Source organism: Arsukibacterium sp. UBA3155 (assembly GCA_002364615.1).
In the GTDB taxonomy this organism is placed as follows: domain Bacteria; phylum Pseudomonadota; class Gammaproteobacteria; order Enterobacterales; family Alteromonadaceae; genus Alishewanella.
Genome location: DEYP01000019.1, coordinates 246,642 through 266,937, shown reverse-complemented (window position 1 = coordinate 266,937; position 20,296 = coordinate 246,642). Strand labels below are relative to the sequence as shown.

The 20,296-nt window shown below is 47.7% G+C and carries 18 protein-coding genes; 5 read left to right on the top strand and 13 right to left on the bottom strand.

The features are described from left to right. Positions 1-3: 3 nt before the first annotated feature. Both B2X65_RS09580 and B2X65_RS09575 read right to left on the bottom strand, forming a co-directional pair. Positions 4-1,494, bottom strand: a complete 1,491-nt coding sequence (locus B2X65_RS09580; RefSeq protein ID WP_290612260.1) for a tryptophan halogenase family protein — start codon at positions 1,492-1,494, stop codon at positions 4-6. Positions 1,495-1,640: 146 nt separating this feature from the next. Further along, on the bottom strand, positions 1,641-4,505 hold the full coding sequence (locus tag B2X65_RS09575; RefSeq protein ID WP_290612259.1) for a TonB-dependent receptor: 2,865 nt from the start codon (positions 4,503-4,505) through the stop codon (positions 1,641-1,643). A gap of 439 nt (positions 4,506-4,944) precedes the next feature. Between B2X65_RS09575 and B2X65_RS09570 the strand changes: the two genes are divergently transcribed. The 3 genes from B2X65_RS09570 to B2X65_RS09560 all read left to right on the top strand — a co-directional run bounded on the left by B2X65_RS09570 (position 4,945) and on the right by B2X65_RS09560 (position 8,419). After that, on the top strand, positions 4,945-5,391 hold the full coding sequence (locus tag B2X65_RS09570; RefSeq protein WP_290612258.1) for a helix-turn-helix transcriptional regulator: 447 nt from the start codon (positions 4,945-4,947) through the stop codon (positions 5,389-5,391). Next, positions 5,378-7,540: a 4-alpha-glucanotransferase gene (gene malQ, locus B2X65_RS09565; protein ID WP_290612257.1), complete on the top strand. Its 2,163-nt coding sequence runs from the start codon at positions 5,378-5,380 to the stop codon at positions 7,538-7,540. Before B2X65_RS09570 ends, malQ begins: the two co-directional genes overlap by 14 nt. Positions 7,541-7,732: 192 nt before the next feature. Beyond that, a complete protein-coding gene (locus tag B2X65_RS09560; protein WP_290612255.1) occupies positions 7,733-8,419 on the top strand; it encodes an outer membrane beta-barrel protein in 687 nt (228 codons plus the stop codon). Between the two features lie 92 nt (positions 8,420-8,511). Here B2X65_RS09560 and B2X65_RS09555 read toward each other — a convergent pair whose 3' ends face one another. The 10 genes from B2X65_RS09555 to B2X65_RS09510 form a co-directional block, all read right to left on the bottom strand. Continuing rightward, positions 8,512-8,877, bottom strand: a complete 366-nt coding sequence (locus B2X65_RS09555) for a DUF4870 domain-containing protein (RefSeq protein ID WP_290612254.1) — start codon at positions 8,875-8,877, stop codon at positions 8,512-8,514. Between the two features lie 62 nt (positions 8,878-8,939). Then, on the bottom strand, positions 8,940-9,353 hold the full coding sequence (locus tag B2X65_RS09550) for a hypothetical protein (RefSeq protein WP_290612252.1): 414 nt from the start codon (positions 9,351-9,353) through the stop codon (positions 8,940-8,942). A gap of 62 nt (positions 9,354-9,415) precedes the next feature. Beyond that, the gene (locus B2X65_RS09545) at positions 9,416-9,811 is read right to left on the bottom strand and encodes a hypothetical protein (RefSeq protein WP_290612250.1); all 396 of its coding nucleotides are present in this window, start codon (positions 9,809-9,811) and stop codon (positions 9,416-9,418) included. A 275-nt stretch (positions 9,812-10,086) separates the two neighbouring features. Next, positions 10,087-10,239 carry a hypothetical protein gene (locus tag B2X65_RS09540; protein ID WP_290612248.1) on the bottom strand — a complete coding sequence of 51 codons (153 nt, stop codon included), beginning with the start codon at positions 10,237-10,239 and terminating at the stop codon, positions 10,087-10,089. Between the two features lie 140 nt (positions 10,240-10,379). After that, positions 10,380-10,673, bottom strand: coding sequence for a hypothetical protein (locus tag B2X65_RS09535; RefSeq protein WP_290612246.1), 294 nt, complete (start codon positions 10,671-10,673; stop codon positions 10,380-10,382). Positions 10,674-10,704: 31 nt separating this feature from the next. Then, positions 10,705-11,943: an alpha/beta hydrolase gene (locus B2X65_RS09530; RefSeq protein WP_290612245.1), complete on the bottom strand. Its 1,239-nt coding sequence runs from the start codon at positions 11,941-11,943 to the stop codon at positions 10,705-10,707. 247 nt (positions 11,944-12,190) lie between these two features. Next, positions 12,191-12,562, bottom strand: coding sequence for a hypothetical protein (locus B2X65_RS09525; RefSeq protein ID WP_290612243.1), 372 nt, complete (start codon positions 12,560-12,562; stop codon positions 12,191-12,193). 182 nt (positions 12,563-12,744) lie between these two features. Further along, positions 12,745-13,140: a DUF3224 domain-containing protein gene (locus B2X65_RS09520; RefSeq protein ID WP_290612241.1), complete on the bottom strand. Its 396-nt coding sequence runs from the start codon at positions 13,138-13,140 to the stop codon at positions 12,745-12,747. 228 nt (positions 13,141-13,368) lie between these two features. Continuing rightward, complete coding sequence (locus B2X65_RS09515; protein ID WP_290612239.1) at positions 13,369-13,926, bottom strand: DUF7010 family protein; 558 nt, start codon at positions 13,924-13,926, stop codon at positions 13,369-13,371. A 248-nt stretch (positions 13,927-14,174) separates the two neighbouring features. Then, positions 14,175-16,601 carry an alpha/beta hydrolase family protein gene (locus tag B2X65_RS09510; protein WP_290612237.1) on the bottom strand — a complete coding sequence of 809 codons (2,427 nt, stop codon included), beginning with the start codon at positions 16,599-16,601 and terminating at the stop codon, positions 14,175-14,177. Between the two features lie 298 nt (positions 16,602-16,899). On the opposite strand from B2X65_RS09510, the gene B2X65_RS09505 reads away from it, so the two are divergent. Further along, positions 16,900-17,544: a hypothetical protein gene (locus B2X65_RS09505; protein ID WP_290612235.1), complete on the top strand. Its 645-nt coding sequence runs from the start codon at positions 16,900-16,902 to the stop codon at positions 17,542-17,544. Positions 17,545-17,596: 52 nt separating this feature from the next. Here B2X65_RS09505 and B2X65_RS09500 read toward each other — a convergent pair whose 3' ends face one another. Beyond that, positions 17,597-19,663 carry a M13 family metallopeptidase gene (locus B2X65_RS09500; protein WP_290612233.1) on the bottom strand — a complete coding sequence of 689 codons (2,067 nt, stop codon included), beginning with the start codon at positions 19,661-19,663 and terminating at the stop codon, positions 17,597-17,599. A gap of 198 nt (positions 19,664-19,861) precedes the next feature. On the opposite strand from B2X65_RS09500, the gene B2X65_RS09495 reads away from it, so the two are divergent. Continuing rightward, positions 19,862-20,290, top strand: coding sequence for a DUF350 domain-containing protein (locus B2X65_RS09495; protein ID WP_290612232.1), 429 nt, complete (start codon positions 19,862-19,864; stop codon positions 20,288-20,290). The last annotated feature ends 6 nt before the right edge of the window (positions 20,291-20,296 follow it).

Genomic DNA, 20,296 nt, shown 5'->3' with positions numbered 1-20,296 from the left:
TGGTTAGCTTCGGCTAATCATGGTTTCAATGTAGGTATCATGGTCAGGTAGTTTACCGAGCGGCTCTTGCTTAATCGCCTGAATACTGACCAGCATCTCCCGCAGTTTTTCGGCACTGAAATTATTGGCAATCGGATGATAATCTTTTGGCTCGATGCCCTGGCCTAGCATCACCTGCAACCAGGAGCTTTCCAGAAACAAATCGTTTTGATCCCTGAACAACTGGCCATTATCGGCGAAAATGGCCATTTTCTGACGTAAACTGTCCGGAATGGCTAGCTGCTGCATATCGCGCCAGAACTGGCTGTCGCTGCGCTCGTTAACGTGGTAGTGCAAAATCAGAAAGTCGCGGATTTGGGTATATTCCAACTCGGATTGCCGGTTGTATTCATCAATGGCGCTCTGGCAAATGCCATTGTGTGGGAACAGCTGAATAAGCCGCACCACGGCTGACTGGATCAGGTGAATACTGGTCGACTCCAATGGTTCTAAAAAGCCACTACTTAACCCCACCGCCACTACATTGCGTTGCCACTGCTGACGACGCCGGCCGGTTTTAAAACGCAAAAACTTAGGCTCGGCCAGCGCTTTGCGATCCAAATTTGCCATCAGTAAATCGCTGGCCTGCTCGTCAGTATAATGGGCGCTGCTATACACCAGACCATTGCCATTTCGATGTTGCAACGGAATACGCCACTGCCAGCCGGCACTGTGGGCAATAGCGCGGGTGTATGGCACGGTTTTTTCAAACCGCTCAGACGGAACCGCTACCGCACGATCGCACGGTAAAAAATGGCTCCAGTCATCATAGCCGGCATTCAGTTTGTCCTGAATAAGCAAACCGCGAAAACCAGAGCAATCAATAAATAAATCGCCGCTAAGCTCACGGCCATCTTCCAGCACCAGGCATTTAATATCACCGTTGGTGTGCTGAAATACCTGCTGTACTTTACCTTCATGGCGCACCACGCCCATCTGCTCGCTAAGTTTACGCAGGAAACGGGCATACAGGCCGGCATCGAAATGATAGGCATAGGGTAATTCCAGAATACTGTCTTTGGCATTAATGGGCGCAAACTTGCCGGCCATGGCACACAAGTAGTTTAAGTCGTACTGCCATAAATCGGTTTTATCGCCCTGCTGCCGGGCCCGCAGCCATAAATGATGAAAATGACAAAAGGCCAGGCTTTTACCCGGTGCGCCAAAGGTATGAAAATACCCCTCGCCCGGTACCCGCCAGTTGTCAAATTTAATCGCCAGTTTAATGGTAGCTTTGGTTTCCCGTAAAAACTCGGCTTCGTTAATGCCCATCACATTATTAAACAAGCGAATAGGCGGAATGGTAGCTTCACCCACGCCCACCGTGCCAATATCTTCAGATTCCACCAGCTCAATATCAATAGCGCCAGCCAGTACTTTTTTTAACAATGCAGCAGTCATCCAGCCAGCAGTGCCGCCGCCTAATACCACTACTTTTTTAACAGCGTTGTTCATAATATCCTACTCAAAAAAAACCCGGCCCTTAAACCAGGCCGGGCTTTTACCAGGGAGAACCTGCTCTGCCAGTGGCCCGGCTTGCTACTTACTATAGCAGGCCGGCCTGGCAGAATTATCTGAACTTACGTTTTAAAGCTTTGGTATCAGAACTTATAGTTCAGACCTAACATATAGTTAGTACCGAAGCTCTGGTACTCAGTAACTTGACGTATGTCCGCGCCATTGGTTTTTAAGGTTGGTTCGTCGGTAATGTTCTGCACCTGGAAGGTTAAGCGCAGTCCATCCAGCGCATCAATGTTTGATTCACTGAAGTCATAACCAATCTGGGCATCCCATAGCTCAGCACCAATATCTTCTACCGTGGCCAGTGACAAACTTAAGCCACGGGTTTCACTTAAGAACGCATCACGCTTAGTGCCGGAAATTCGGAACTCAAAGCCTTTGTACTCGTAGTAGGCAGTCAGGGTATAGATTTCTTCTGATAAACCCGGTACCCGGCCACCGTCATCCAGTTTGCCATCCATAAAGGTCGCGCTGGCTACCACACCAAAACCATCTAAGGCTTCGTGGACAATTTCAAACGGTACGCTGGCCTGGAATTCGTAACCACGAACAAAACCCTGTAAACCATCAGTTACCTGAGATAGGCCACCAACAAACAAGGCAGGAGGCTGATTACCCGTCGCGTCTGATGATTGGTGGAAACCCGGGATGTAAACGTCCGAGAAATCGGCAATGACGGTTTCATTACGGTGCCAGTTTTTCAGATCTTTAAAGAAGAAGCTGGCGGCAAAGAAGCCATTGTCGTGGTAATAGTTCTCGTAAGCTAAATCAAACTGGTTTGCTTCCAGTGGTTTCAGCTGAGTATTACCGGCATTACCGCCCCATGGGCTGTTAGCCGGATCATCACTTAAAATATTACCATCATTGAACTGGAAGGTAACCTGAGCGTTGGGTCGAAGGTTATCCATCCGCGGCCGGCTGATCACTTTAGACATGGCAGTACGGACATACTGGCGATCTGCCACTTCAACACTCAGGTTTAAGGTTGGCAGAATATCGGTGTAATCATCGCTGTCACTTACCGGCGTTGCCACGGTAAAGCCCTGCGCATTGCTGGTAGTACTGAAGCCTTCACCACTTTGCTTGGCATTAATCACTTGCACGCCAAAGTTACCTTGCACCATCATACCAGCCACTTCGGTGTTCATATCAAACTTGGCAAATAAGGTGGTTAGCTCTTCATCAATTTTATAAGTATCACCAAACCGGCCGTTTTCTAACAGCGCCGCATCGGTTTCAATATAATAACCGCTGTTGTATAAGCCTAAGCTGTCATAAGCGGTAACGCCTTCAATACCAACAAAGCTTAAATCGGCCACACCCAATGGGTTTGGAATAGCCACGTCACCCGGCCAGCTTGGTGCGGTTAAAAAGGCACCGTTGTTAATTTTGCTCTTCGCGCGTTCCTGATAGGCGATACCGGTTTCAACACCAGTAATAATGCCCCAGTTTACAAAGCCATTAAACTGCAACCGCAGGCTGTCCAGGGTTTCTTCGAAGACTGGCTGGTTTACAAAGCCATCTTGCGCCGTATCAGGTCCAAAACCTGGAACACCCTGGAAACGTGAAATAGGGTTTAACGCGCCGCCCCAAGCTTGTGGCCCGGCTAAACGCATCAGGCTGGCATCGGTATAATCTACTGATGGCAGGGTTGGGTGGTCGCTGTAGACAACGCCAGTAGACGTTAAATTCCATGACCGGGCAGCCAGTGGCCGACCTGCAATGCCTGCACGACCTACACCAGAGTAGCTTTCTACATCGGTAATGGTTTTCTCTACTTTACCGCTGGATACATCCAGCTGGGCAGTCCAGTCATCGCTTAGCTCATATTCCAGGTTTAAGCCAAAGGTCATTAAATCGGCTTCCTGGCTGCGAGCATCGTTGCGCACGACCGAGTGAAAACCGTCATAGTAACCAGAAGTTACCAGGCCGTTCTCAACACCGGTAATGGTGTAATCGCCCGTACCCCATTCAGCGCCACCTTCTTCCAGGCCACGACGCACGTCGTTTTCAGTGAAATCGATATACAGGGCATCAAATTTTAAGGTGAGTTTGTCAGTCGGCATATATTCAACAATGGCCGCGAACGAGTCGCGCTCCAGCATCGCTGAACGGGTAAATGAGTCGTGGCCGCCTGAAACCACTGTGCCTTCCGGCACGGTAACTGTATCGGTAGCGCGGCGTGGATTAACAAAGCTGCCATCCGGGTTGCGGGCCAGGTTTACGGTGGCGAAACCCCAACCACGGAACTGCTCTTCCTGGCGCGGTGTTTCCATTGATGAAACCACCAGCGCTACACCAACGGTATCGTCTAAAAACTTGTCAACAAAGTTTATTGAGAAGCGGTGGCCACTATTGTCAAAATCAGGGTTGCCTGATGATTTACCGTTTTGCTCAAAGTTAGCATTAAAGGTCAGGGTAGATTCGGCAGTTAATGGCCGCACGGTTTGCAAGTCGATAGTGCCACCGATGCCCTGTGCCAGAACAGTCGCGTCCGGGGTTTTATATACCACGGCGGTAGAAACAATTTCTGATGGGTACAAGTCGTACTCTACGCCACGGTTATCGCCCATACCTAACAGTTCACGACCGTTTAATGAGGTACCCACGTAGTTTTCGTTGAAGCCCCGCACCGACAAACCGCTGGTACGGCCATTACGACGTTCACCGGCCAGGCCAGGTAAACGGGCCAGCGACTCAGCAATACTGGTGTCGGGCAGCTTACCAATGTCTTCTGCTGACAACACTTCGACCACTGAGCTTTCGCTCATTTTAATCGCCTGTGCTTTTTGCAGGCTACCGCGATAGCCTGTTACCGCAATAACTTCTATCCCTTCTTCTTTCGCTTGCTCGCTGGCATCAGACGTTTGTTGCGCTACTGCCGCAGAGCTGGCGCCGGCTGCAATCAGCGCGACAGTCAGCAAATTTAGCTTAAAATTTTTCATTACCCTTATCCCCGATGAGATTATTATTGTTCAGCAGCAAAGCCTTCCCGACTGATTACAGGCGGTGAAAACTTACTAACCAACTTTTACTATGGTCATTTATTAAACTTATTCGGGCCTAAGCTCAATATGAATACGTATTCATAAGGAACTTATTGCACAACAGCAGAGCAAAGTGGTCAGCGAGCGCACAAATACGGTGCAAGCCTTGTACATAAAGCCACCAGCGCAAACATGACAAACTCAGTTTGTTGTCAGTTAGGTTAGTAAACAGTCCTTCAGACACGCTTTTCCCGCCGTGCATTTCTGGCTATTTTCGCTGCATACGTATGCAGCATGTTTAACTATGGTCCAACGTTGATTTATGCTTGCACCAATTAATGGCAGCTACGGGCAAAGCCGGGGATTTTGCTTTGCTGCCAACTTGGAGCATTGCAAAATGACGATCGTACACCATGGTTTGATACGGTACCGCCTACGACATGAGCTTAGCAGTGGCCAGCGCTATTGTCAGTTATCGCTGTTAAAACAGCAGATTTGCCGGCAATTGCCGCAAGTTCCCAGGTTAAACGACGCTGCCGGGATACTGAATATCAGTAGCCGGTCATTGCAGCGATTTTTGCAAAGTAACAATACCTGCTTTCGGCAGCTGGTAAACGAGTGCCGGCACCAGTTAGCACAACAGTACCTGCAGGAAAATACACTTAATATTCAACAAATTGCTACCCAGCTCGGTTTTGAAGAACAAAGTAGTTTTCAAAAAGCATTTAAAAGCTGGCAAGGTTGCTCGCCCGGTGTTTATCGGCAGCGTAGCAGCACCACAATAAGCCGTTCTTATCCGGGGAATACCCTGGCCAGCCGACAGGTGATGTATGGAACCAATTAAGCAGCTGGCAGCGTTAGCCGGCCTGCAAGACCGTTATATTCATGCTCAGGGCCATACTGAACATATTGCCCTGGACGATCAGCAAACCATTCTGACGGCAATGGGCTACGATTTAACTACGCCCGAAGCAATAGCGCGCCACATTCGTGAGCTGCAACACAAACCCTGGGCTGAAGTGGTCGCACCGGTTCAGGTGATCACGGCGCAGCCCCCCCTTACCGTGCGGGTACAACAGCCCGTAGCCAGTGCCTGTAGTCGCTGGCAATGGCAATTGGTAACCGAGCAGCAGCAGGAGTACTCCGGCCAGCTGCAGGTTGCCACCAGCGATATTATTGAGCGGCAGCACGTAAACAATACCGAGTATCTGGCATTTAATCTGTTAATAAACGTGGAGTTGCAGCCAGGTTATCATCAGTTAACGCTGACAACAGAGGCCAGCGCGTCCGCACCTGAACAACATTATCAGCAACAACTTATTGTCAGTCCCAGTCGCTGTTTTCAGTTACAGGACCAGGCAGTACTGCATAACACCATGGGCCCGGCCATTCAGCTGTATGCCCTGCGCTCCAGCCGCAACTGGGGTATCGGTGATTTTGTTGACTTAAAAAACCTGGTGGCACCCTTAGCGGAACTGGGCAACGACTTTATTGGCTTGAACCCGCTGCATGCCTTGTATCCTGGCCTGCCCCAGGACTGCAGCCCCTACAGCCCTAATAGCCGGTTGTGGTTAAATACCTTGTATGTGGCACTGGAACATAGTCCCGAATTTGCAGAATGCCAGGCTGCTACAAAGCTTTATGCCAGCCAGCAATTCCAGACCCGTTTACAGCGGTGCCGTGCAGCAGCAGACGTCGACTACCATGCGGTTAGCGGTTTAAAAGCAGAAATTGCCAGTTTGCTTTACCAGCATTTTAAGCAACATCATCTGAGCAGCAATAGCGAACGGGCCCAACAGTTTCAGCAGTTTATAGCACAAAGTGATAGCAGCCTGCTGGATCTGGCGCGCTACCAGGTATTGCAGACCGTGCTGTTTAAACGCGATATGCAGATGGCCTGCTGGCAAAACTTCCCGCCAGAATATCAGCAACCGCACAGCGATACGGTACAGCAATTTGCCGAAGAACACCGCGATGCCATTGACCAGCAACTGTATTTACAATGGTTGGCGCAGCAACAACTGGCTGACGTAAAAAAGCAATGTCAGCAGCAGGGCATGGCCATTGGCCTTTACTGTGACGTGGCCGTAGGCGCTAACAGCAATAGTGCAGAGAGCTGGGGGGCACCGGAAGACTTTCTGATGCAGCTGAGCGTAGGCGCACCACCCGATATTATGGCACCCAAAGGCCAGAACTGGGGCTTGCTGGCGTACAATCCGGATACGCTGCGTCAGAAGGCGTATCAGCCCTTTATTCAGCTGATCCGCGCCAATATGCGCTACGCCGGGGCATTGCGCCTGGACCATGTTATGGCGCTACTGCGGCTATGGTGTTGCCCGCCCGGTGCTGACGCCACGGCAGGTGGCTATATCAGCATGCCAGCCAATGAACTGTTTGCCATTATGGCGCTGGAAAGTCAGCGTAACCATTGTGTGGTCATTGGCGAAGACTTAGGCACAGTACCGGTTGAAATCAGCGCGTTAATGGCAACTTATCAGGTCATGTCTTACCGGGTATTTATGCTGGAGCAAAAGGCCGGCAGTTATCAGCATCGCGAACAAACCTATCCGGCATTGTCACTGGCAACGGTAACCACCCACGATATGCCAACCCTGGTCGGCTACTGGCACGAACACGACTTGGCGCTGCGCCATAAGTTAGATTTATTCCCCAGCGCAGAAATCGCTGCCAATCTGGAGCAATTGCGCAAAGATGAAAAGCAGTTGCTCTGTCAGCAGCTGCAGCTGGAGCAAGGTAATGTGCAGCAGTTAGTGACCAACAGCCACCTGTACCTGGCTGCCACGCCTGCCCGCTTAATGGCCTATCAGCTGGAAGATCTTATGCTGGTGGCTACGCCGGTTAATATACCGGGCACCAGCACAGAATACCAGAACTGGCGGCGAAAACTGCCGCTTGAGTTTGAGCAGGCACTGCAACAAAGCGATGTGCGCCAGCTGATCATAGCGATGGCAGAGCAGCGCCGTTTACGCTAATCGCAAACAGACTTTTAAGTAATAAAAAACAGCAGCTTTTTCGCTGCTGTTTTTTATTACTTACCTTGCGATCACTTTAAATCCATTTTTTACATATATTTTTCATAAAGTCATTTACCTGCCTATTTGTTTCAGTTATAAACACAACCGCGTTTTAGCAGCAACAATTAATTTAATAAAATAGGATGTTTTATGCTGTTCAAAAAAAGTATGTTTGCAATGGCGTTATTAGGTTGTACTGCAGTACAGGCTGACACCGCACCAAGTTACCGCTATGTTCAGGGCTCGGTAGAGCATATTTCTCAATCGGGTGACGAGAATTTCTCAGATACTGGCTTTGGCGTAAAAGGTGCCTGGCAGTTTAATAACAACTGGTTTATTGCCACAGAATGGCAGCGCTACACCGATAGCGAGTCTTATACTGTAGTTTATAGTAATGCACGATTAGAGGTGTCAGACAGCCTTAGCTTAGATCGCTATTACCTTGGTGGCGGATACATTATGCCAATCAGTGATCAAACCAATATTAGCATTGCAGGTTACTTTGGTGGCTACCGATTGGGCGCAAAAAGCACTTTCAGGTTTTTTGAAGATAACCAACTTTCTGAAAGTGAACGTTATTCTGAAAACAGCACCGATAATTCGTTAAAAGCCGAAGTTAAGTTGCGCTCGAATGTTACTACATCAGTGGAACTGTCTGGTAGCGCCTATTATGAATACCTGAATGCCGACCTTGAACATAAATCTCAGTATGGCTTAGGTGCTGGCGCGCAGTATAATTTTACTCCCAGGTTTGCGCTGACAACTGATTTAAGTTTTGGCAAATTTCTGGATGAAAGTACCTCACAGTTCAGCGTGGGTGCGCGGTACCACTTCTAAATTATTAGCAGGTAGCATGCCTGGCTTCACAGCAGCCAACCAGCAATGGGTTGGCTGTTTTATGTTGGTTGCTGTTTAACGCTTATCTGGCTCTATTTAAAGAACTTAATACTAAGCGGATATTCCCATACCTCGTTCTGGTTTGCTTTAACTGCACCAATAATGATGAAAATGATATTAACAATAATCAACGCAAACAGCAGGAAAAAGCCAATAATGACAAACATCAGAAAAATACTGACCACCAGATAAATTAACAGGCTCAGGATCCAGTTAACGATATTTTTGCCATGCGCATCTACCTCGGCAAACTGTTCTTTATTGGTTACCCACATCACAATGGGCAAAATAATACCGGCACCGGGAATAATAATTCCGGCAAATTGCGCTAAATGCATCAGTAAACAATACGCTTTTAAATCGACGCCCCACGGCCGGTTAACGGGTTGATTTTCCATAACGGATCTTTTCCTTTTTTATTATACTGTTCATCTTTTAAGCAGCCAGTGCTGGCCTACAGTCAGGCTTTTACTTGCTGGTTACTACGGGTTAGCCAATAAACGCATACTGCCAGCACGATATACCGCGGCAGCGTGGTTAATGCAGCAGCCATAAGCTGCTGCGACGGTCCTAGCAGCAAATATACTTGAAAACATAGTAGCGGTGCCAGCAATAGCAGATAAAACAGCGTATCTGGTTTTTTCTGGACCAGCCTACTGGCTAATATTACCACTATAAAAGCGGCAGCTAAGGGCAAAGCAATGGTAAACAAATCAATCAGGGTAAGTGCCAGCTGCGGTGAAAATGTCATTAGTGGCTTTAATACTGAACCGGGTATCGCCACTGCAGCACCAATCCCTATTATCGCTATTGAAGCCCAGGCCAATAACACACCTAATATCAGCGGGAATACCCGACGTTTAAAAAAATACACTTATTAAATTCCTCTGTACATTAAAAAAGCCTGGCCAGGCATATGACTGATGCAGGCAGCTATTACTCGACATATACGGCAACAGCTTGTGCTGTTTGATAAAATTTAGTCACGTTATTATTGTAGCTCTGGGTGCCACTGGTCGTTGGAACCCGGTCAGTTTCTACCTCTTCTTCGAGCAGGATTAAAATAATGCCATTCGCGCCAAGTGCCGCCGCTTCGGTTTTCATAGCCGCTAACACTTCTTCTGTTTTATTTTTGTTCGCTGTTGTTGATGACGCACCACTGGTCGCAGTTACTGTCGCTATCTGAGTAAACTGTAATGGAGGTTCGCTATACACCACAACTTCTGCAGGCGAGATTGCTGCGCGGGCCTGACCGGTTAATGTGTGGGAAGAGTTTGAAGCACAACTTGTTAGTAACACGCATAGTGATACAAATACCGATAATTTAAGCATATCGTAGTCTCCGGTGGTGATGTTTCGTAAGTGCAGCCCAGCCATTGATATCATTCACACCTTAATTTATGTAAATGATATTATAGGTTTTGTAAAAGAATATTGAATTTACCCAATAAGCTTAGGTTATACAACTTTTTTGGGGGAAATTTTGGTACGCTTTTACAGAGTTTGATCTTAAAACCATGCCTGAGTGTTTTAACTAAGCATGGCCTTTTGAGGATTGATATTTTCAGGGCGCTTAAATGACATAACCCAGTACATGCAAATAGAGACTAATTTGACTTAAAATCCTGATTTAGCACATCAAGCTCTTTGAGTCTTTTTTCAAGCTTATCCACTCTGGCTAGTGCGGTAATACCAAAAACTAAACCAGTAATTCCCATCGACATACCGATAATTCCAAATATGAATCCCAGACTGTCCATTTTGCGCACTCCGTTACAGTTAACTCATAAGGCAACTATATTTCTAACGACTTACCATTTAAATCCAGCAACAAAATCTGGACCGGATCTTTCATGGTTCAACTAATGCTGCAAGCAGTGGCCGTTGCTGGCAGGCCTTGTTACGGTTTATTGGGTTTAACACGTAACTTCCCAGACACGAACTGTGCCCGCGAAGCTGAATTGACTGGCTTACTTTCAGCCTTACACCAGCTAAGTAGCTCGTCAATATCAACATTTACCCTTTTAACTATTTTACCGGTAGCGCGAATGTCCGTTAGTGCTGCATTTGCATTTTTCTTCCATTCGTCATAACTATCATCTAAATCAGCACGATCATCAGCGATTCTCTTTAACCGCTTCCAGCTGTCAGGTTGGAACCAGGCAATGCCGATTACAATTTGATTGTCTTGCACTGATACCTCCTAGCAGGGGAGCCTTAACACCCTAACCAGCCGTGGCGTCAGCAGTCTGCTGTATTTGATTGTTAAAGGTTTTTTTCTCTGACTCTTCCGTTAATAACCACTTAATTGCATCAGGAAACCTTTTCGACCAATCCAGCTCACAGTGTCGTCCCTGATCATCTTTAACCAATCTGAGGTTAGATACATTGCCGCTATATGCAACTTGTAGCATTGAGAATAATGTCTCAATTCTTGAGTAATCACCATACTCTATTTTACCTATATCAAAGTATATTTTTGATGTTGTTAGCTTTTTGTTTTTAATTGCTTTAAATAATACATTGCTACCGGTTGCATCTTTAATATCTAGCGCAGGAGAAAACGAAGCTACAAATTTAAACACATCACTATGTTCAATAGCGGCGTATAAAGCCATTAAGCCGCCTAATGAACTACCGGCCAACCCTGAATTTTCAGGCTCTGTTCTAAAGTGTTTATCTACATGAGGTTTTAACGTATTTTTAATGAAATCTATTGTTATAGCCCCCTTGCCTTGCACTACTTCTCCGTCTCCGTTCACAAAATTCCAGGGATTGTATTCAATACTCCTATCAGAACCATTCGGAATAGCCACAACAATGATTTCGGTAAAGTTTTCATTATGCTCCAGATTAGATAGCAATTCGTCAACCTTCCACTCGTCACTATACGATGTTGCAGCATCAAATATATTTTGGCCATCCAACATATAGAGAACCGGATATTTTTTGTCTTTAAGGGTTTTGTAAGATTCAGGAAGGTATATGGCAATATCGGCTTTCCTGTCATATTGAGGGACATAAAAGTCTTTTAAATAGCGAACATTTTCAGTGGCACTGGATTGTGCCTCTTGCAAGATTGCATCCGTTTTCCAAGCGGGTATCTCTGAAAATAGTGTTGTTGTATTCTTATCCAGCTTTTTGTAATACGTGCATAAACTCTTTCCTTCAACTGATGCGGGCATATGTTGCCAATCTTGTTCCTTTACAAAGGTAAAAAACAACTCATCATCGGTCACTGCCAAATCAGCTATTAATTTTCCTTCAACTAATTGAAGTTGCGTCGCATTTGCGCCTGAAAGTAACCAATCATTGAAATTACCTACAATATGTACGCTTTCTGATGGTTGATAATTTTGTGGCGGCGTAACGATTAATTTTAATTTATGTGTAGCGCCAATTGATGGGAAAACAAATGAAGCCACAACAACAAAAGCCACTAATAATACTAATTTTATTTTCATTTATCCCTCTTTGAACGTAAAAGTAGATTAACGCTTACGGCAGCAGCGAGGATCGAGTCCGCCGGCAGTGCTTGTTAAAACTGGCAAACCATGTAATGACCCCAGTCAGGGTGACACTCACTGGCAAGACAACAATCGTCATTTTTTCATAGGGAGGCAATCCATGGTTGGTGTGGCAACTTTGTTCTTACCCATAAAAAGTAGACGCTGGATATGCGCAATTGCGCTCAAACTCAGCGGGGCTGACTCACCATAACTCTTTCACTAACGATATCTTCCCTTCAGTAAAACCGAATAAAATGAGCAATGGTTCTTTCTGTCGCCAAGTTCCGTCTTTCTGTATCACTCCGTGGGCGTATTCAACAGCGGCATGATTTTTCCCGAGAATTGTTTTCAAAACTCGCTGTTCATTTTCATTACTATTTTTATAAGCACCGCGCTCCAGGTTTCTAATAAAAGCGTTACGCCATGAGTCTTTGTCAAAACTAGCTTCATATTCCACGTGTATATATTTGACATCAGCATGCATCAAGGACAAAAAATAATCGATATCTTTGATGCTCCCCCCTTTGAGGCTGACTTTGTCCAGGGCTTTAAAATAATGGTTAATTTGGTCCATCTGACAACCGGAGTCACAATCGTTTGCGAGGACTTTATTTGAAAGACACAGCCATATTACTAGTAAAATAAGTGTATAAATCTTCATTACGATACCCTGTTGAACATGCCTGACGCACGCCTAAACGGCGAGCAACTTGTTGCGGGTTGAGCGCCCAACGGGCGCGTTTTTGATGGCGATCATTAGGCATTAACAATGAATTCGTAGTCTGCTTGACCATTTTTACCAGACTTAAAAAAGCCTTTCCCAGATATACCTGATAAGCCACTTTTCCCAGAATTTGGTACGATTTCAAAATTGCTGGTCGCAACTCCGGCTTCAAATTTGCCGTTATGTTGAATAACAAAACTACCCGATTTACCGTTAACTGAACCTGATACCGTTTCAAAGCCAACAAATAAGGCCGAGCCACCTGTTTGATAAGACATAAGATATTGCAGCTGACTTGAACCCTGTATCTCACCACTATAGGTTTGAGTGATCTTGGCATGGCTCTGTTTAGTGCCATCATCATCTTCTAAATAAGGTGATTCATCCCACCCGGTAATCTGAAATGTGCCATTCAATTTAGTTGTCATCACGTTTCCTTTGTTTGATGGATCAACGGTTCAGAGCAAAATCATAACAAAATTCAGCTATGCTCCATCAATGCATGCAGTCTTTCTGCTTAATTCTCTGGTAATCTGGCTTAATCATATTGGTTTCTATTTGTAAAATAGCCTTTTAGATATAGTGCAATACAGCAATTAATCTTGCCAACAGTAATGCTAAATTGACAACCTCGGGTAAAATTTGCAAAGAAAAAATTAAGCCCGTTGTTGCCTGGATGCTGACAATACCACCTTACTTTTTCTAAATATAATTAAGGCGAAGACGATTTCCAAAACAGCGCCAGCAAAAGCCCCGGCAATAAACGGTAAGCCTAATACCGGACACACTACGCCTGCAGCCATCAGTAAGGCGCCAAGTAACCAGTATTCTTTAAGCGCATATAAAGTATGAAAAGCAAAATAACGAGCACCAATAGCAAGTAGCATAATTGGAAAAAATAATTCTATTTTAATTTGAGCTACGTATAACGCGATTAGCAGGCCGCCAAAAAGCACGGGAAGCGTCTCTAAAGCAAGGTGCCTTAATGCATTTTCCGATGATAGCTTGCCTGATGCTGATAACAGCTTTGAGAATACAATAGATAAAGGCATGATAAACATGCCGCCAATGAACAGCGCATACATGGCAGCAACATTAGGCATGGTGATACCCACTACACCTGCGATAAGCCACACTAAACCTGATGCTAAAACACCTGTTGCGCCACCTGCGAATGCAGAATTCATGTCGTTTTGTGATTCTGTAAAGTCCATTGCATGTCCTTTTATATGGCTGTATCACGGCAAAACAGCTGCGTGAATGGCGTTGGCTAACTATATTTATTCATTGAAGTTACACGTTCAACCTTGTTTTACTAGGTGCAGTTGTACATAACTAGTTAAATATAAATAACCTTATATGTAAATAACCAGCGCCACAACAAAAAGGGGCTGCAATTGCAGCCCCTTTGTTATCGGTCGTATAGTAAAAGATAAAGTAACAGGTAAAGCAAAAGCTACCGTTACGGTGCCTTCGCAGGCTCGGCGTTTTTAACAAACTCGTCCAGCCACTGCTGGGTTTCCCACAGCATATGCAGTACGGATTCGCGGGCGCGGTAACCATGCGATTCCAGCGGCAGCATTACCAGGCGGGTAGTACCGCCATGGCCTTTAACGGCTTGATACAAGCGCTCGCTTTGCATCGGGAAGGTGCCGGAGTTGTTATCGTCGGTACCGTGGATCATTAGTAACGGGGTTTTTAGTTTATCGGCATGAAAAAACGGTGACATCGCCAGATACAGATCGGGGTCGTCCCACAGTGTGCGCTGCTCACGCTGAAAACCAAAAGGCGTTAAGCTGCGGTTGTAGGCACCGCTTCTGGCAATACCGGCTTTAAATAAGTTGGTATGGGCGAGTAAATTCGCCGTCATAAAGGCACCATAGGAATGGCCGCCAATGGCTACCCGCTGTGGGTCGGTTACACCGCGGCTTACCCCGGCGCCAATTGCAGCTTCTGCATTTAACACCAGCTGGGCAATAAAGTTATCGTTAGGCTCAGTTTCACCTTCACCGACAATTGGCATAGTAGCATTGTCCAGCACGGCATAACCCTGCGTAGCCAGAAATTGCGGCGTCCAATAGCTTATGCGATTAAAGCGATACGGCGAGTCTGATACCTGGCCCGCAGCGGCAGCATTTCGAAACTCGCGCGGATAAGCCCATATTACCGTTGGCAGTGGGCCATCGCGCTTGGGCTTATAATCTGCAGGTAAAATAAGGTTAGCCGACATGGGAACACCGTCAGCACGCTGGTAGTTAATCAGCTCGCGGCTAATGCCCAGCGTATGCGGCATAGGGTGCGGCGTATCAGTTAACGCCGTTAGCTTGCCACTTTGTAAATCGCGCAGGTAAAAATCAGCAGGCTCGGTAGGTGCTTCACGCTGAGTGAGCAGTTTGTCGCCCGGCAGCAGCGTGATCGGGTATTCATAATACGGTGCTTCTGAACGCCATAGCCGTTCGGTGTCGCCGCTTGCCAGCTCATATTTATCTATAAATGGCCGGTTGCCCTGCTCTGACGCGCCAACCGCGGTCAGGTACATATGGCCATTTTCTAACCTTAGCAGGCGCTGACCATTGTCGGCGGTGGTCATTAATGGCCGGCCCGGATCGGCATAGCGGTCTTCGGTAGAGCGCTGCCACAGCAACTTAGGTGCGCTGCTGCCATCAGGGCTGATTAACCAGACTTTTTCCTGGCGTTCCTGCCACCAGCCTTCGTACACCAGTGCAGTATTTGCGTCGGCAGCCAGTAAGTCGCGAAAACGAAACGCCATATCCAGTAGTTTTACCGGCTCTGCGCTAAAGGGTGCAGCCAGCTGCCATAACTGATCGCGAACCTCGGCTTCGTTAGCCGGATCGCCGCCATCAGCCGCTTGTGCCCAGTGCAATGTTGCCGGCGCATCGGCCCGCCAGCTGACACGGCGCGGTCCAGTCTCTACCGCATCAAATGCAATGGGCAGGTTATCTGCCACCGGTTGTTCTGCTACGGTGTAACTGACCTCGCCACGCGCGTTCCACACTTCGATGTTAGTGGCAAAACGGTAGATGGGTACCGCGTAAGAAAAGGGAGGCACTATCCGGGTTACGAGCAAATGCTGATTATCCGGCGACAGGCTAAAGCGACGAATTAACGCTGGCTTACCAATTTGGGTAACCTTGTTACTCAGGCTTATTTTTACCAGCTGGCTGGTAAAGTAATGGCTGAACAGCGCTTCGTCATGACTATCTTTTAGTAAATCCTGATAGGTGCGCGCCGGTGCCGTGCGGCCCCGGGCTTCGGTTACTACCGGCCCCGCCGGCACTTTAGCGGCAACTGGTGCCGCCGGCCGTTTTGGGTCTACCGCCAGCAGATACATGGCATCACTGCTTGCTGCCCATTCCAGCTGGGCCCCCTGCACGGCGTTTGGCTGTAACTTACCCCACCGTTTGGCCGTGGCGTCTTTGGTGTCAATTCGCCATAAGCTGCTGGCATTCTCTTCTAACTGCACCACCGCGACATAGCGACTGTCTGGCGACCATTCTGCACTGATCACTTTTAAGTTTTCAGGTAAGTCTTTAATCTCACGGCTGTTACCAGTAGCAATATCAATAAGGGTAACGCCGGCAATATAGCGCGGCTGGCTGGGGCCATTATTAGCCGGGTTTATTCGCACGCCGGCCAGCCGATGCTGAGGGGCAGCTAAGTCGGCCAAACTGGGCAGGGCAGGAAACTGCAGGCTAAGCAGGGTGCTTCCGTCCGGGCTTAAGCTGGCACTGGGGGTAGGCGCCGCATCGACTATGGCAGTAATGTCGGCTACCGGCTCACGATAGCCAGTACTGACAGCCGTCGCCAGCAGACCAAAAGAGAGCAGGCTTAGCCATAAACTGGCTACCAGCAGCAATGTTTTTTGCATAGTTTCATCCTTCTATTTGCAAGCGTTTAGGTTTAGCATAGACGCTTTACAGCCGCAGCAGTTAAGCGACCACCTCCCATTTTTGTAAGCTAAGGCTCATTACCCAATATTCAAAAACACTCTAATAATTGGCTGCTGTGTAACCCTTTTTGTACCATAATTGCAGTCTCTGCTAAACTTTAGCTGTAACCATTTGGCTGGAACACATTTGAACGTTATATCAACCCACCTTTTGTTGCTGTTCATGCTTCAGGCTCTGATCTTTACGAGCGACGTTGTTGCTGAACAGAAACCAGCTTTGCATTGGGGTTATGTCCATTTTCCGCCCTATTTTGTTGAAACTGCGCCCGGCTTAGCAGAAGGTGAATTAGCAGCATTATTGCAACGCGTGATGCAAGATCTGCAGCTAGAAATGCGTGCCCAGCAGTACCCCAACCGGCGGATGATCAATTTGCTAAATGAAGGTGGTCTGGATCTGGCGATGGTCATCAGTTCAGTGCTGACCCAACAACACCTTTACCTGCGTTCTGCACAACCTGTCGCGATGATGGAATTAGCGGTTTACTGGCAACCAGGTACACAGCCGGTTCGTCAACTCAGTGATTTAAATAACAGCCGGCTGATTGTAATGAGCGGCTATACATATGGCGGTCTGCGTGAAAAGTTAGAACCTGGCAATGGCTTAATTCGCCAGCTGGTCCAGATAGAGCAGCATCGGTTAGGCATCGAAGCCTTACAACTGGACAGAGGCGAATATTTCTTAAGTTATCGCCATGCTATGCCGCCAGAGAGCGAACACCAGCTGAATTATCATATACTCGATAGCATTGAAATGTTTTTATGGTTACGCCAGGCCCTGCCAAACAGTGGGCTGTTGATGCAACAAATTGACGCCTTACTAGAGCGTTATAACAATGAAGCGCAGGCTGCACCAATGCCTTAGCTGGGCAATTTAAAAAAAAGGGCTGCATAGCAGCCCTGATTGTTTTGTTAACTTACCAGATTTTTACCCGGACATCCTCTTCCCGGTACATGGCATCGCCGGGTTTCACGTCAAATGCCTGATAAAACTCCGGCATATTCGATAGTACCCCTAATACCCGATACATACCCGGTGAATGTGGCCCGGTGATCACTTGCTGACGCAGTGCTTCGTCCCGGAATTTTATCCGCCAAACCTGGGCCCAGCCCATAAAAAACCGCTGCTCTGGCGTAAAACCATCAATCGTTGCCGCGGGCTGACCTTTAGTGGCGTTTTGATACGCTTTATAAGACACGGTTAGGCCGCCTAAATCGGCAATGTTTTCACCCAGGCCTAACGCGCCTTGCAAGCGCAAATCGTCAATGGGATTAAAGTTGCTGTACTGATCAATCATCCGCTGCGCCCGCTCGCGGAACTGGCTTTCATCTTCCGGTACCCACCAGTCGCGCAGGTTACCTTCACCATCGGAGCGCCGCCCCTGATCATCAAAGCCATGGGTAAATTCGTGGCCGATAACTCCGCCAATTGCCCCGTAGTTAACGGCATCATCGGCATCAACATTAAAGAAAGGCGGTTGTAAGATTGCAGCCGGAAACACAATTTCGTTCATGGTAGAACTGTAATAGGCATTTACCGTTTGCGGTGTCATGCCCCACTCATCACGGTTTACCGGTTGTCCCAGCCGGTCTGTCATGCGCTGATATTCGCACTCCGCACTGCGGCGCAGGTTGCCCATCAAATCATCAGCGGCAATGGTCAGGCACTGGTAATCGCGCCAGACATCCGGGTAACCAATTTTGGTATTAAATTTGGCCAGTTTGGCTTGCGCTTCTACTTTGGTTTGCGGGCTCATCCATTCCAGATCGTTAATGGCTTCTTTAAAAGCAAGGCGCAGATTTTCAATCATTTCATCCATACGTGCTTTAGCTTCAGGCTGAAAATGCCGTGCAACATACTCTTTGCCTACCATAAAGCCCAGATTACTTTCTACCGTGCTTACTGCACGCTTTTCCCGGGTGCGCTGCTCTTGTAGGCCACTTAGCGTGCGGCCGTAAAAATCAAAGCTGGCGTTAACAAAAGGCTCGCTCAGGTTGTTGGCATTGGCCCGCAACAAATGAAATTTCAGGTACTGTTGCCACTGAGCCAGCGGCACCTCGGCCTGAATTTTGGCAAAAGCTTCAAAATAGCTCGGTTGGCGCACCACAATATGCTCAATATCATTCAGATTGGCCGCGGCTAAAAATGTGGTCCAGTCGAAACCTGGCGCCAGTGCGGCCAGCTCTGCTTTGGTTAGTTTATTGTAGGTGGCATTGCGGTCGCGGTTTTGGATCCGGCTCCATTGTGCTTTAGCCAGCCTGGTTTCGATGGCCAGAATATTTTCAGCCGCCTGCCCGGCGTTATCCCAACCCGCCAGCTGCCACAGCGTTTCAATAAAGGCACCGTACTGCGCCAGTAACACTTTGCTGCGCTCGTCGTCTTTTATGTAGTAGTCGCGATCAGGCATACCCAGCCCGGCCTGGCTGGCGCCGGTAATATATTGATCAGATTGGCGTTGATCCTGGCCCACATAAACCGCTAACGGCGTACCAAACCGATACCGTTGGTTTTCACCCCAGTACTGGCTTAATTCAGCGCTGTTACTTACGTTTTCTATCCGGCTAATCTCACCCTGCAGCGGTGTTAGCCCCAGTGCATTAATCCGTGCTTCGTCAAGGTAAGAGCGATATAAGTCCGCCATTTTCTGACTATCAGAACCCGGTGCGTGGCTGGTGGCCGCCAGCTCCTGAATAATGGCTAACACTTGTTTTTCGGCGTTTTCTCTAAGCTCATCGAAACTGCCCCAGCGTGCTTTATCTGCCGGAATATCGGTACTGCTTAGCCAGTTACCATTTACGTAGCGGAAAAAATCCTGCTGCGGCGCAACGGTAGAGTCCATGTTAGCCGGGTTAATGCCCGAACTTAAGGCTGGAGCCGCTTGTTCAGCCTGCGGTTGAGTGGTGTCAGTGGCAACCGGCTGGCTGCAGGCGGCCAGACCAAGCGATAAGGCTACGCCTAAAGCCAGGGCAGATACTTTGTTCATATGAGTTCCTTGGATAATAGCTATTATTGTTGTAAATATAATCAGAGTGTAAAACTCTACCCCCGTTGTAAAGCAAGGCAGGTTAACCCGCTGCCAGGCTGCGACAAAAGGTAAAGTCGTCAGCTGAATACGGTTTTACTTGAATTACGTTGGCTTTTTGCGCAGGATCAGCGCAGGCAATTAATCGCAGGACTCGTTATGTCAGCCAACCCCATGTTAAACACCGCATTAGGCTCTTTGGCGGGCATTCCCTCCTTTTTAGCTTATTTTGCCCTGGCCGTCGTGCTGCTACTGGTATTTGTCAGGTTGTACACCTGGGTAACCCCGCACGATGAGTTTGCGCTTATCCGCGCTAATAACCCTGCTGCTGCCATCGCCTTTGCCGGCGCCCTGGTGGGTTTTGCCTGGCCACTTAGCAGCGCTATTACCCACTCCTTGTCATTGCTTGATTGTGCCATTTGGGGCGGCGTGGCATTGGTCGTTCAGGTGCTGACATTTCTGCTAAGCAGCGCTGCCCTTAAACAACTGCCGCAACGTATTACCCAGGGTGAGTTAGCTGCCGGTGTTTTCTCAGCCGGCTGTTCAATTACAGTGGGCATGTTAAATGCCGCCTGTATGAGTTATTAAGGAGTA